The 12,823-nt window shown below is 63.4% G+C and carries 11 protein-coding genes; 8 read left to right on the forward strand and 3 right to left on the reverse strand.

Annotated elements, in window-relative coordinates; genetic code table 11:
• The first annotated feature begins 1 nt into the window (after nucleotide 1).
• Genes IB265_RS18005 through IB265_RS18015 form a run of 3 tightly spaced genes read left to right on the forward strand, consistent with a single transcriptional unit; the run spans nucleotide 2 to nucleotide 2,867 of the window.
• Nucleotides 2-901, forward strand: a complete 900-nt coding sequence (locus tag IB265_RS18005) for an ABC transporter permease (RefSeq protein ID WP_057251214.1) — start codon at nucleotides 2-4, stop codon at nucleotides 899-901.
• 8 nt (nucleotides 902-909) lie between these two features.
• The gene (locus IB265_RS18010) at nucleotides 910-1,740 is read left to right on the forward strand and encodes an ABC transporter permease (protein ID WP_057251215.1); all 831 of its coding nucleotides are present in this window, start codon (nucleotides 910-912) and stop codon (nucleotides 1,738-1,740) included.
• A gap of 2 nt (nucleotides 1,741-1,742) precedes the next feature.
• Nucleotides 1,743-2,867, forward strand: coding sequence for a P1 family peptidase (locus IB265_RS18015; protein WP_057251216.1), 1,125 nt, complete (start codon nucleotides 1,743-1,745; stop codon nucleotides 2,865-2,867).
• Between the two features lie 46 nt (nucleotides 2,868-2,913).
• Here the strand turns inward: IB265_RS18015 and IB265_RS18020 are convergent, their stop codons facing one another.
• Nucleotides 2,914-3,792, reverse strand: a complete 879-nt coding sequence (locus IB265_RS18020) for a helix-turn-helix domain-containing protein (RefSeq protein WP_057251217.1) — start codon at nucleotides 3,790-3,792, stop codon at nucleotides 2,914-2,916.
• A 94-nt stretch (nucleotides 3,793-3,886) separates the two neighbouring features.
• Between IB265_RS18020 and IB265_RS18025 the strand changes: the two genes are divergently transcribed.
• The 3 genes from IB265_RS18025 to IB265_RS18035 all read left to right on the forward strand — a co-directional run bounded on the left by IB265_RS18025 (nucleotide 3,887) and on the right by IB265_RS18035 (nucleotide 7,382).
• Complete coding sequence (locus IB265_RS18025) at nucleotides 3,887-5,449, forward strand: 4-hydroxyphenylacetate 3-hydroxylase N-terminal domain-containing protein (protein ID WP_057251218.1); 1,563 nt, start codon at nucleotides 3,887-3,889, stop codon at nucleotides 5,447-5,449.
• Between the two features lie 8 nt (nucleotides 5,450-5,457).
• On the forward strand, nucleotides 5,458-5,970 hold the full coding sequence (locus IB265_RS18030; protein WP_057251219.1) for a flavin reductase: 513 nt from the start codon (nucleotides 5,458-5,460) through the stop codon (nucleotides 5,968-5,970).
• 158 nt (nucleotides 5,971-6,128) lie between these two features.
• A complete protein-coding gene (locus tag IB265_RS18035; RefSeq protein WP_057251220.1) occupies nucleotides 6,129-7,382 on the forward strand; it encodes a sensor domain-containing diguanylate cyclase in 1,254 nt (417 codons plus the stop codon).
• Nucleotides 7,383-7,435: 53 nt separating this feature from the next.
• Here the strand turns inward: IB265_RS18035 and IB265_RS18040 are convergent, their stop codons facing one another.
• Complete coding sequence (locus IB265_RS18040; RefSeq protein ID WP_057251221.1) at nucleotides 7,436-8,914, reverse strand: aldehyde dehydrogenase; 1,479 nt, start codon at nucleotides 8,912-8,914, stop codon at nucleotides 7,436-7,438.
• A 117-nt stretch (nucleotides 8,915-9,031) separates the two neighbouring features.
• Nucleotides 9,032-10,483 (reverse strand): APC family permease, encoded by a 1,452-nt coding sequence (locus IB265_RS18045; RefSeq protein WP_057251222.1) that lies wholly within the window; start codon nucleotides 10,481-10,483, stop codon nucleotides 9,032-9,034.
• Between the two features lie 295 nt (nucleotides 10,484-10,778).
• On the opposite strand from IB265_RS18045, the gene IB265_RS18050 reads away from it, so the two are divergent.
• Both IB265_RS18050 and IB265_RS18055 read left to right on the forward strand, forming a co-directional pair.
• Complete coding sequence (locus IB265_RS18050; RefSeq protein WP_057251223.1) at nucleotides 10,779-11,561, forward strand: IclR family transcriptional regulator; 783 nt, start codon at nucleotides 10,779-10,781, stop codon at nucleotides 11,559-11,561.
• The gene (locus IB265_RS18055) at nucleotides 11,561-12,814 is read left to right on the forward strand and encodes a Tm-1-like ATP-binding domain-containing protein (RefSeq protein ID WP_057251224.1); all 1,254 of its coding nucleotides are present in this window, start codon (nucleotides 11,561-11,563) and stop codon (nucleotides 12,812-12,814) included. Before IB265_RS18050 ends, IB265_RS18055 begins: the two co-directional genes overlap by 1 nt.
• The last annotated feature ends 9 nt before the right edge of the window (nucleotides 12,815-12,823 follow it).

The following is a 12,823-nucleotide window of genomic DNA, read 5'->3' on the forward strand; positions in this document are numbered from 1 at the left end:
GATGTCGATCGCCAGCCGCCGCCGCTTTCAGCTCGCCGTTTTGCTCGGACCCGTCTCGGCCTTCCTTGCCGTCTTCTTCCTCGGGCCGCTCGCGATCATGGTCGTCACCAGCCTTCTCGCGCCCGGCCTCTATGGTGGGGTGGAGTGGACCTTCTACCCGCATAACTTCGGTCGCATCCTCGGTTTTGCCGATCCGATGTTCGAGGAGTTCGATCCGATCTACATCGCGATCTTCCTGCGCTCGGTCGAGATCGCGGCCCTGACGGTGCTCGCGACCCTTCTCGTCTGCTATCCCGCCGCCTTCTGCATCGCCCGGCTTTCCGAGCGCTGGAAGAATTTCTGCCTGTTCCTGATCACGCTGCCTTTCTTCACCAGCCTGATCGTGCGGCTCTTCGTCTGGGTGTTGATCCTGCGCCAGACCGGCCTCGTCAACGAGATGCTTCTGTCAACGGGGCTGATCGAGCGGCCGCTCGACCTGATCTACACCAGGGGCGCGATCATCCTCGGCATGACCTATGTGTTCATTCCCTTTATGTTCATGCCTGTTTATGCCAGCGTCGAGAAACTTGACTGGACGCTGGTGCGCGCCTCGCTCGATCTCGGCGCCGGGCCGCTGCGCACCTTCTGGCGCATCATCCTGCCCCTGACCGCTCCCGGCATTGCCGGCGGCGCGGTCATCGTCTTCATTCCGGCGCTTGGCAACTTCGTCGTGCCGGCGGTGCTCGGCGGCGCCAAGGTGATGATGTTCGGCAACCTGATCGAACAGCAGTTCCTCGCGGCCCGCAACTGGCCCTTCGGGGCCGCACTGGCGATGATGGTGATGACCGTCATGCTGATCATGATGATCGCCCATGTGGTTCTTTCCGGTCGGCGCAGCGCCGCCGCTGCGCTGGCACGGTGAGGTGATCCATGAAGATCGCTCGAACCCTCTTTACCGGTAGCCTGCTCGCCTATACCGGCCTCTTCTTCGCCTTCATCTACATTCCGCTCGTCGTCATCGCCGTCTATTCGTTCAACGCCAATCCGGTGAACATGATGACCTGGACGGGCTTCACCACCGAATGGTACGCCCAGGTTCTCGGCTTCAAGACCAAGGTCTCCGAAAGCGCTCTCTACATCGAATCGACGGGCCAACTGCTGCAGGCGGTCTGGAACAGTCTGGTGATCGCCGCCTCTACGACAGCCATTGCGACCATCTTCGGCACGGCGATCGCCATCGGCCTCTATCGCTTCGAATTCGTCGGCCAGCGCTTCTACCGCGTGGTGATGTTCATGCCGATGCTGATGCCGGATATCGTGCTCGGCATCGCGCTTCTGATCTTCTTCGTCAATTCCGGCATCCGGCTGGGGCTGACGACGATCATCATCGGCCAGTGCACCTTCCTGATCTCCTACGTCTTCATCGTCGTCTCGGCCCGACTTGCCGGCATGGACCGGACGCTGGAGCACGCGTCCGCCGATCTCGGCGCCAATGAATGGATGACCTTTCGCCGGGTGGTGCTGCCGCAGCTCTTTCCGGCAATCGTCGGCGGCGCGCTGCTCGCCTTCATCATCTCGATGGACGATCTCGTCATCACCTATTTCATCGCCGGCGTCGACGTCACTACGCTGCCGATGTTCATCTTCTCCATGCTTCGGCGCGGCATCAAACCGGAGATCAACGCGATTGCCGTGATGATGCTCTCCTTCTCCTTCGTCGTCGCCTCGCTCGGCCTCTACCTTCGCTCTCGGCAGAAATGATCATGAACGATAAAACTCCCGCCTCGCCCACCGCTCGCGCCCGCGATATCGGGCTGCCCTTTTCCGGCCGCACCGGCCGCTTCAACGCCATCACCGACGTCGAAGGCATAACCGTCGGCTTCCGCACGATCGCGGAAGAGACGCCGCGCCCGGGCCGCAAGCGTCCTGTCCGCACCGGCGTCACCGCCATCCTGCCGCATGCCGCTTCGGCCACCCCCGTCCCGGTCTACGCTGGGGTGCATCGCTTCAACGGCAACGGCGAGATGACCGGCACCCACTGGATCGAGGACGGCGGCTTCTTCCTCGGGCCGGTCATGATCACCAACACCCACGCCGTCGGCATGACCCATCACGCCACCATCAGGTGGATGCTGGAGCGCTACCGGTCGACCTACGACAGCGACGACTTTCTATGGTTGATGCCGGTCGTGGCGGAGACCTATGACGGCGTTCTGAACGACATCAACGGCCAGCCGATCACCGAGACAGATGTGCGCGCAGCACTCGACAGCGCCACCTCGGGCCCGGTGCAGGAGGGCAATTGCGGTGGCGGCACCGGCATGATCGCCTATGGCTTCAAGGGCGGCACCGGCACCGCATCCCGCGTCGTCGAATTCGGCGGTCGCGACTATACGATCGGCACGCTGGTGCAGGCCAATCACGGCCAGCGCGACTGGCTGACGATCCGTGGCGTTCCGGTCGGCGAGCACATGCGCGACGGCACGCCGCAAAGCCAGATGCAGGAGCGCGGCTCGATCATCGTCGTGATCGCCACCGACCTGCCGATGGCGCCGCACCAGTTGAAGCGGCTGGCGCGACGGGCGGCGATCGGCATCGGCCGCAATGGTACTCCGGGTGGCAACAATTCCGGCGACATCTTCCTTGCCTTCTCCACGGCCAATACCCAGCCGATGGCGCACAAGGCGCCGCCGCGCCTCTCGCTGGAGATCGTCAACGACGACCTGCTCGACCCGGTCTATCTCGCGACTGTCGACAGCGTCGAGGAAGCGGTGGTCAACGCGATGATCGCGGCGGAAGATTCCGGCGGCACCGCCCATGATCGCTTCAAGATCCAGGCGATCCGGCATGTGCCGCTGATCGAGGTGATGCGGAACTACGGCCGATAGTCGGCGACCAACGTGGCAATGCGTTATCTTTTCGGGACCGGCAATCTTAGCCGGCTCCTGACGAGCTCACCCGCGCGCGGCGCCAGTCGCTCGGCGCCTCGCCCACGCGTAACCGAAAGAAGCGCGAGAAATAGGCGGCATCGGCAAAGCCGATCTCATAGGCGATGTCTTCCAGCGGCCGTACAGTGAAGAGCAGCAGGCGCTTGGCCTCGAGCAATCGACGCTCGTTGATGAGCTCCTTGACCTGCATGCCGAAGGCGTCCCTGCTCGCCTTGGCGATGAGGTGCGGTGTCGTTGCCAGCGCGTCGGTGTATTGCGCGACGCTCCAGTTTTCCCGGAAGTGCAAATCGATAAGCCGGCGCAGCTGAGCCGCCAGCATCGCCTGCGACGGCTGGGCCGGAGATGGCGTGGCGGATGCCAGACGGGCGATCTGGGTGAGGACGGCCGCGACCAGCGAGGCGAGCATCTGTTGGGTGCCGGGCGCACCGCCGGCATATTCGTCGGCAACGATATCGAGCAGTTCGGCAAGACGGCGCCAGCCCCGGTCCTCGCCGTCGCCACGGATCATGACCGGCGCATCAACAGGAAGCGTGGTGTTCTCCCGGATCGAGAGCAGCGCGCCATCAGCGACCGAGACGACGACCGCGTCGCTCGTCTCAGGATCGACGGAAAAACCATGCACGATGCCGCTCGGCACGAAGCTGACGGCCGGTGCCAAAAAGTCCAATGGCCTGTCGTCGATGAAATAGGTGCCGCGGCCGCTCATCCAGAAGGTGATCTGCCCCATCTGATCGTGTTTATGCGCCTTCACCTGTCCCTGATGCAGGTTACGCCGCGCCATCACCGTCTCGACATGGAAAAATCCGGGTTCGAGTTGTTGCTCCGGTTCACCGTAGACGAAGAAACTTGGAATGGCGTCGGTCATGGCCCACCGAAAAAAGTACAAGTCATTTTGCCATTCTGTCCATGGCGGCCAATGATTTCAACGCCTAGCCTTGACGAAACTCAAGGAGGAGAAAATGAGAGCAGAGGATTTCCGCGCCGACAGGACGCGGCCCTTCACCGGCGCCGAATATCTGGAAAGCCTGCGCGACGGCCGCGAGGTCTATATCAACGGCGAACGCATCAAGGACGTGACCAGCCATCCGGCGATGCGCAATTCCACCCGGTCGCTCGCCAGGCTCTATGACGCGCTGCATGATCCGGCAAAGAGGGACATCCTGACGGCGCCGACCGACACGGGCTCCGGCGGCTACACCCACAAATATTTCCGCGTCGCCCGCTCCTCCGCCGATCTTGCCGCCCAGCAGGGCGCGATCGCCGAATGGGCACGCATGTCCTATGGCTGGATGGGCCGCACCGCCGACTACAAGGCGGCGCTGATGAACACGCTCGGCGCCAATGCCAATTGGTATGGCCCGTTCAAGGACAACGCGCTCGCCTGGCATAAACGCGCCCAGGAAGCGGCGCTCTTCATGAACCACGCGATCGTCAATCCGCCGATCGATCGGCACAAGCCGGCGGACGCGGTCAAGGACGTCTTCGTCCACATCACCAAGGAAACGGACGCCGGCATCTACGTCTCAGGTGCCAAGGTGGTCGCGACCTCCTCGGCACTGACGCACTACAATTTCCTGGCGCAAAGTTCGGCGACGGTAACGGAGGATCCCTCGCTCTCGGTGATGTTCATCGTTCCGATGAACGCGCCCGGGATCAAGATGTTCTGCCGCGTCTCCTACGAGCAGACAGCCAACACCGTCGGCCATCCCTTCGACTATCCGCTGTCGTCGCGCTTCGACGAGAACGATGCGATCCTGGTGCTCGACAACGTCTTCGTGCCGTGGGAGGACGTCCTGGTCTTGCGCGATGCCGCCAAGATCCTCTCCTTCCACCCGGCTTCCGGCTTCATGCACGGCTACTGCTTCCAGGGCTGCACCCGTTTCGCCGTGAAACTCGACTTCCTGGCAGGCCTGCTTGCCAAGGCGCTGCGCGCCACCGGCGGCGACGCCTTCCGCGGCAATCAGGCAGCACTCGGCGAGGTGATCGCGCTCCGCCACATGTTCTGGAGCTTCTCCAATGCCATGGCCCACAATCCCATTCCTTGGGCCGACGGCGCCGTGCTTCCCAATCTGGAAGCCGCGCTTTCCTATCGAACCTTCATGTCGGAGGCCTATCCGCGTGTCGTCGAGACGATCCGCAAGGTGATTGCATCGGGGCTGATCTACCTGCCGTCCTCCGTGCGTGACTTCGGCAATCCCGAGATCGACCGCTACCTGGCGCAATATGTCCGCGGCTCTAACGATATGGGGCACATCGAGCGCATCAAGATCATGAAACTGCTCTGGGACGCGACCGGCACGGAGTTCGGCGGACGCCACGCGCTCTACGAACTCAACTATGCCGGCGCGCCTGAAGAGGTTCGGCTGCAGGTATTGAAAGGGGCCGAACGCGGCGGGCGTCTCAAGGAGATGGAAGCGCTCGTCGACCAGTGCATGGCGGACTATGACGAGAACGGCTGGACCGGCAGCACCTGGCTGCCGCCGCTCGACGATGCGTCCGCTCTGCGCAACGCCGCCGAATGAGGCCCGTCATGGAACCGCTCGTTTCGAAGACGGAGTTTCGCAACGCCATGGCGCGGGTCTGCGCGCCGGTCAACGTCATCACCACCAACGGACCCGCCGGACGCGGCGGGTTCACCGCCACCGCCATGTGCTCGGTGACCGACGAGCCGCCGACGCTGCTCGTCTGCATGAACCGCAACTCCACCCAATGCGGCCTTTTCATCGACAACCGGCGCTTCTGCGTCAACGTGCTCAGCCACGACCATAGGGATCTCGCCGGCCACTTCGCCGGCGCGACGCAGGATATGGCGGCCCGCTATGCCGCGGCCGACTGGGTCGAGATGCAATCCGGCAGCTTCGCGGTCAAAGACGCCATCGTCTCGCTCGACTGCGAACTCGCCGAGGCGCGGCTGCTTGGAACACACCACATCCTCATCGGCCGGGTCGTCGGCATCCGCTCGCGCAGCGACGGCAATGCGCTGCTCTATTTCGATCGCAACTACGTGCATGTACCGACGCAGCTCGGAAGTTTCGGCGGCTAGGCGTAGGCGGGGTCTCGCCCCGCCTACATGAACACGGCCCATTGACGGACGTTTCGCCAAAGAGCCGAGGCAATCCACATCCACGTGCTGTTCAGTGCCTTTTGTTTTTTCCGTAAAACGCTCTATTTGCTTGGCGCGCAATGAGAAAGGAAAACGGAATGGTGGTTGCTGAGCCAGCCGGGCGGCCGACGACGGACGCGAAAGGCAGGGAATTCGATCGCCTGACCGCCCTTGGACATCTCGACATTCTCGACACGCCGAAGGATCAGGGCCTTGAACGGATCGTGCGGCTGATAAAGCAGATCTTCGCCATCGACATCGGCATCATCTCTTTGGTCGACGCACATCGACAATGGTACAGGGCCTGCTCGGGGCTTGCATTAGACGAAGTTCCCCGGGAAGACACTTTCTGCCGATATGTTGTCGCCTCGGAGGAACCGCTTGTCGTGCACGACGCCACGCAGGATCCGCGGTTTTCGCGACATCCCGCCGTCACCGGCCCGGAACATGTTCGGTTCTACGCAGGCGTTCCGTTCAAGACGCGGGATGGTCATACGGTCGGGACCGTATGCGCGATCGACCGCGCGCCGAGACACTTCACCGACAAAGACCTGACGATCCTGACCGAACTGGCGGGCGTGGCGATGGACCGGATCGATTTGCTCCGGTCGGCCGCGACGGATGGGCTCACCGGCACGTTGACGCGCCGCGCCTTCCGCGAGGAGGCGGACAAGCTGATTTCGCTCGCCATAAGGCACCAGCACGACGTGTCGTGCATCGTCCTCGACGTCGACCACTTCAAGCGGGTCAACGACACGCACGGGCATGCGGCAGGAGACGAGGTCCTGAAGGCCGTGAGCGCCGTCTGCCAGTCCAATCTGCGGGCAAGCGATCTGTTCGGGCGGCTCGGCGGCGAGGAGTTCGCCATCGTGCTGCCGCACGTCGACGCGAACGGCGCACTCGCCGCAGCGGAAAAGCTGCGGGCAGCGATTGCCGCTCAAACAATCCACGGAGACTTTGGTCAGCTTGCAGTCACCGCGAGCTTCGGCACATCGGCGCTATCGCTCAAGAGCAGGGAGATCGGTACATTGCTCGCCCAGGCGGACGCGGCAATGTATCTCGCCAAGGCCAGCGGACGGAACCGCTGCGTCGAGTGGAGCAGTCTCGAAGTCGGCTATCCGCTGGGTCCTCGTCAGCGCGTACTGAAAGCCGGCACCATTCTTTTCGACGACAGGCATTCAAAGATAGAGTGCACTATCCGGTCGCTTGGTGCCGATGGCGCTGCGGTCACGGTTTCGAATTCGGCCGGCATACCACCGGAGCTGGTTCTGGTCGTCGCCGGCGAGGGTTTCGAGACCAAATGCCATGTGGTGGCGCGAGACCGGCAAAATCTCGAACTCGCCTTCGGATAGCACGGTCCCGACAGACACGCGCGGTCGTCCGGCCCCGGTCCCTGCGAGCCCGGTCAGAGCTGAATCCAGGCGGTCTTCAGATCGGTGTATTTGTCCAGCGCGTGCAACGACTTGTCGTGGCCGTTGCCCGATTGCCTGACGCCGCCGAGCGGCACCGTGTTGTCGGCGCCGCCATAGGTATTGACGTGCACGACGCCGGCGCGGATGCCGCGCACCATCCGGTGCGCGCGCGACAGGTTTGCGGTCCAGACTGCGGAAGCCAGCCCGTAGTCCGTCGCATTGGCGATCCGGAGTGCGTCGGCATCGTCGTCGAAGGGAATGATTGCAAGTACCGGCCCGAAGACCTCTTCCTTCGCCAGCTTCATTTCAGGCTGAATGTCGAAGACGGTCGGCTGCATGTAATAGCCGCCAGTCTCTTCAAGGATGCGCTTGCCGCCCCAACGCAGGCGCGCGCCTTCCACTTCCGCTTCACGGACGAAATCGAGGTTCTTGCTCAGCTGGACGCTGCTCGAAATCGCTCCAGCCTCGGTCGAAAGAAGCAGCGGATCGCCAACCTTCATACCTGCCGCGATCGCTGCCACCTTCTCCGCGAAGGCTTCGTGAATGGAGCGCTCGACCAGCAACCGTGAACCGGCAACACAGACCTGGCCGGAGTTGCGGAAGATGCCATAGGCCGAGATGCGCGCGGCCTGATCGAGATCCGGCGCATCGGCGAAGACGACGTTCGGCGACTTGCCGCCGAGTTCGAGATAGACGCGTTTCAGGTTCGAGCGTGCCGAATATTCGAGCAGCCGGCGGCCGACACCGCCCGAGCCGGTGAAGGCGAGCACGTCGATATCTCCATGCAGCCCGATAGCCTCACCCGTCGTCGCACCCAGGCCGGTCACAACATTCAGAACGCCCTCCGGCAGGCCGGCTTCGGCGCAGATTTCGGCGAGCCTGAGCAAGCTGAGCGAGGCGCCCTCCGCCGGCTTCAGCACCACGGAATTGCCGGCGGCGAGCGCCGGCGCGATCTTCCAGGCGCCGATCATCAAAGGGAAATTCCAGGGAACGATCGCGGCGACCACGCCGATCGGTTCGCGATGCACGAGGCCGAGAATGTTGTCGGCGGTCGGCGCGATTTCGCCATAGACCTTGTCGAGCGCCTCGGCATAGTAGCGGAAGGTTCCGGCGGCGCTGCCAGGCTCGGCCTTCAGCGCCATCGAAATTTCGGTGCCATTGTCGCGCACGCCAAGGACCGCAAGCTCCAGCGCCTGCGCTTCGATGATTTCGGCAATGCGCGTCAGCACCTTCTTGCGGAACGCCGGAGCCGCCTTCGACCAGCTTCCTTTTTCGAAAACGGCGCGCGCGGCACGGACCGCCGCGTCGACGTCGGATGCGCCCGCGTCTGCTATCGTCGTCAGGTGGCTGCCGTCGATCGGCGAGACGACGTCGAGCGTTTCGCCGGACAAGCTCTCCTGCCAGTGGCCGTTGATGAACAGCTTTTGGCCCTCGACGGCGAGGCTACGCAATTGGTCGATCTTGTCCTGCATGATGTCTGCTCCCGTTTGCATTGCCGGGACGGCGGAGGGTCCGCCATCCCTTCTTAGGTGATACGCAGTTCCGGACGGAAGCCGCTTGGCGTCGTTCCGGGAACTGCGTGGCAGCGATCAGATCTCCTGGCCTGCGCCAAGGCGGGCGAACTCGATCGGATTGCCCGACTTCAGCGATGCCGCAAGCGCCAGACCGATAACACCGAAGATCACGACAAGGCCCGGCAGGAACACGGCGAGCATGCCGGTGGCGCCTGCCAGGTCACCGAAGTTGACCGCAATTGCGATGATGACGGCAACGAGGATCAGGCCGGTGACGACGGGAATGACTTTGGTCACCAGCGGGTTCCGTTCGAGGCCGGGATTGCGGCTGAAGAAGGCGACGATCGCGAAGGCGGTGAAGGCCATCAACGTCATGACGGCGAGCGTGCCGACATTCGTCAGCCACGAGAACAGCGCCAGCACCGGATCCTGACCCGTTGCCGCAAAGAGTGCCACGACGAGGACGGCGATCACGGTCTGGATCAGCGAGCCGACATGCGGGCTGTGGTAGACCGGATGGGTGACGCCGATCGAGGCGGGCAGCAGCCGTTCGCGGCCGGCGACGTAGAGATAACGGGCGACGCCGTTGTGGAAGGCCAGAACACCGGCAAAGAGGCTGGTGACGAAGAGCACGTTCATCAGCGGCGGCAGCCAGCCGCCGGCATAACGCTCGGCGAGGCCGAAGAGGAAAGTGGTCGGATCGGCAAGGCCCTGCAGTTCCGGCACCAGCTTGTCGGCGCCGGCGGCGTTCACCATCAGCCAGGAGGTGAACATGTAGAAAACGCCGATGATCAGCACCGAGATATAGGTGGCGCGCGGCACCGTCCTTGCCGGATCGCGGGCCTCCTCGCTGTAAATCGTCGTCGCCTCGAAGCCGATGAAGGCGGCAAAGCAGAAGAGAATGCCGATCGACGGCGAGCCGGACAGAACGGCCGAAGGCGTAAACGACGTCATCGTCAGCCCGCTGTCGCCGCCCTTGGCAAGGATCGCCACGTCAATGACGAGCACGACAAGATATTCGAGGATGACGAGAACCGTCAGCACCTTGGCGGAGAGGTCGACGCGGCGATAGCCGAGAACGCCGACGGCGGCGATGCCCACGAACGTCCAGACCCACCAGGGTAGATCGACCCCCAGACCAGCGAAGAGCCCGGCGGTCGCCGCCCCGAACAGGCCGAAGACGCCGATCTGCATGGCGTTGTAAGCAAGGATCGCGATCATCGCCGCGGCACCGCCCATCAGGCCACCGAGGCCCTGGGCCGTATAGGCGTAGAAGGCGCCGGCATTGCGGATATGCCGTGCCATGGCGACATAGCCGACGGAAAACAACAGCAGGATCAGCGTGACGAGCAGGAAGGTGCCGGGAATGCCGGCGCCGTTTCCAAGCATCATCGACAACGGCACGCCGCCGGCGACCGCGGTCAGCGGTGCGGCAGCGGATACGACAAGAAAGGTGACCGCGCCGACGCCAAGGGCGTTCTTGCGCAACTGGTTCGCGCCGGTCACGGGCGAAGATGGATTGTCCATAGTCTTAGGCTCCCCTGGTTGGCGCGAACGCCTTTTCGCCTCCGGTCCTTCTCTCCGGAAGCAGCTCCCTGAAGCGGACTGGAAGCGCGGGGGTTTGCTTTTTTCTTGGCCGCGCAAGTCTTTCGGTTCAATATATGAACCTTAGCTTCAAATATAGACTTGCAAATTGCGTTCGGCCCTGTCAAGTTATTTCGCATGTTAAGTATCTCAGCTGGAGACAATGAGGGCGGCCGCACCGCCCCATGGCGGGAACAGGCGGAGATGACTTGCGACGGCGCTCAACGAGGAGGAATGGATGAGCACCATCGGTAAGGCCCTAACTTTGCTCGACACGATCTCGCGCCTGGAGAAGGAAGCGGGCTTGAGTGACATCGCGCGGCACTGCGGGCTCGACAAGGCGACCACCCGGCGCTTTCTGGTCGAACTGGAGAAACACGGTTTCGTTGAACAGGATCCGGAAACGCGGCGCTATCGCCTCGGCGGCGCGCCGGTGCGCCTTGCCCGCATCCGCGAGACGCGCTTCCCCTATCTGAGCGTGGCGACCCCCTTCGCCCGGGAGCTTGCGAGCCTAGCGGGCGAGACCGTTCACCTTTCTGAATACGCCGCCGGCCGCCTTTCGACTGTTCATGTGGAGGACTCGCAGCGGGCCCACCGCGTCATCGTCGATGTCGGGAGCATCCTGCCTTTCCACGCGACCGCGTCCGGCCTTGGCTTCCTTGCCTTCTGCCCGCCGAAGGACATCGACGCGGTCCTGTCGGCGCCGCTCGAGGCCTTTACCGATCAGACGCTGACGGACCCCGCAATCCTGCGCCAGACCCTGAGCGAGACTCTCCGGCGCGGCTACTCGATCTGCCATCACGGGCTCGAAACCGGAGTCGTCAGTGTCGCCGCACCGATCCGCGCGCCAGGCAGCACACCGGTCGGCGCGATCGCCGTCGCCGCCCCGGCAACGCGGGCGGAGAAGGAGACGGTGGAGCAGATGGGCCGCGCCGCGATGACAGCGGCCAGACGCATTTCCGAAAGACTTTTCGGGTTGGAGCAGGTTGCTGCCGATCCGCTGGCAAGGAGGGCCGGCTGATGAATGCAATGAACCGTCTCCCCAACATTCTTGTCGTGGGTACGGGAGACACCAAATGCGACGAACTCCAGTTCATGGCGTCCGTCATCCGCGAAGCCGGCGGCCTGCCCGTGATGATGGATGTCAGCATTCTCGGTGATCCGCCCTATGTGCCCGAATACTCGCGCCATGACATCGCCGAAGCCGCGGGTGTCACCATTGAAGCGATTGCGGCCAGCGGCGACGAACACAGCGCCATGGCGCTGATGGCAAGTGGTGCTTCTGCCCTCACCCGTTCCCTTTACGAAGCCGGCCAGGCCGATGGCGTCATCATTCTCGGCGGCTCGATGGGCACGGATCTCGCCCTCGACGTCGCCGCGGCCCTGCCGCTCGGCGTGCCGAAATTCATCGTCTCGACCATCGCCTATTCGCACCTGCTGCCGCCCGAGCGCATTGCGCCCGACCTGATGATGATCCTGTGGGCCGGCGGCCTCTACGGCCTCAACGGCATCTGCCGCTCGGTTCTCTCCCAGGCCTGTGGCGCGGTCGTTGGTGCCGCACGTTTCGGCACCAGGCCGGACAAGACGCGGCCGCTGATTGGCATGACCTCGCTCGGCTCGAGCTGCCTCAAATACATGAAATACCTGAAGCCCGAACTCGAACGCCGCGGCTATGACGTCGCTGTCTTCCATTCGACCGGCATGGGCGGCCGCGCCTTCGAGGCGATCGCGGCTGAGAAGGGCTTTACCGCGGTTTTCGACTTCTGCATTCAGGAGGTCAGCAACCATCACCACGGAACTGTCGTCACATCAGGGCCCGACCGGCTGGAGAATGCCGGACGTGCCGGAATCCCACAGATCGTCGCGCCAGGCGCCGTCGACATGGTCGACCTGCCGGCCTGGCAACCGATTCCGCAGGCCTTTGCCGATCGCCCCTATCACGCCCACAACCGGCTGCTCGGCTCGGTGACCACATCTTCCGAGGGACGACGCGAGATCGCCCGCGTCATCGGCGGCAAATTGAACGGCACCAGTGCCGAGGTCGCCTTCATCCTGCCGCTCAAGGGGATTCAGGAATGGGACCAGCCTGACGAGCCTCTCTACGAACCGGAAGCGCTCGACGCCTTCATCGACGAGATGCGCCGGCAGATCCCCTCAGGCGTCGCCCTGCATGAGGTCGACAGCCACATCAATGCGCCGGCGTTCTCGCAAGCCGCGCTTGCGATCTTCGACGACTGGGTGGCGCGTGGCATCGTGCCCGAGGGCCGGCCATGACGAACACTA

The organism is Ensifer sp. ENS10, assembly GCF_014852025.1.
Lineage (GTDB): Bacteria > Pseudomonadota > Alphaproteobacteria > Rhizobiales > Rhizobiaceae > Ensifer.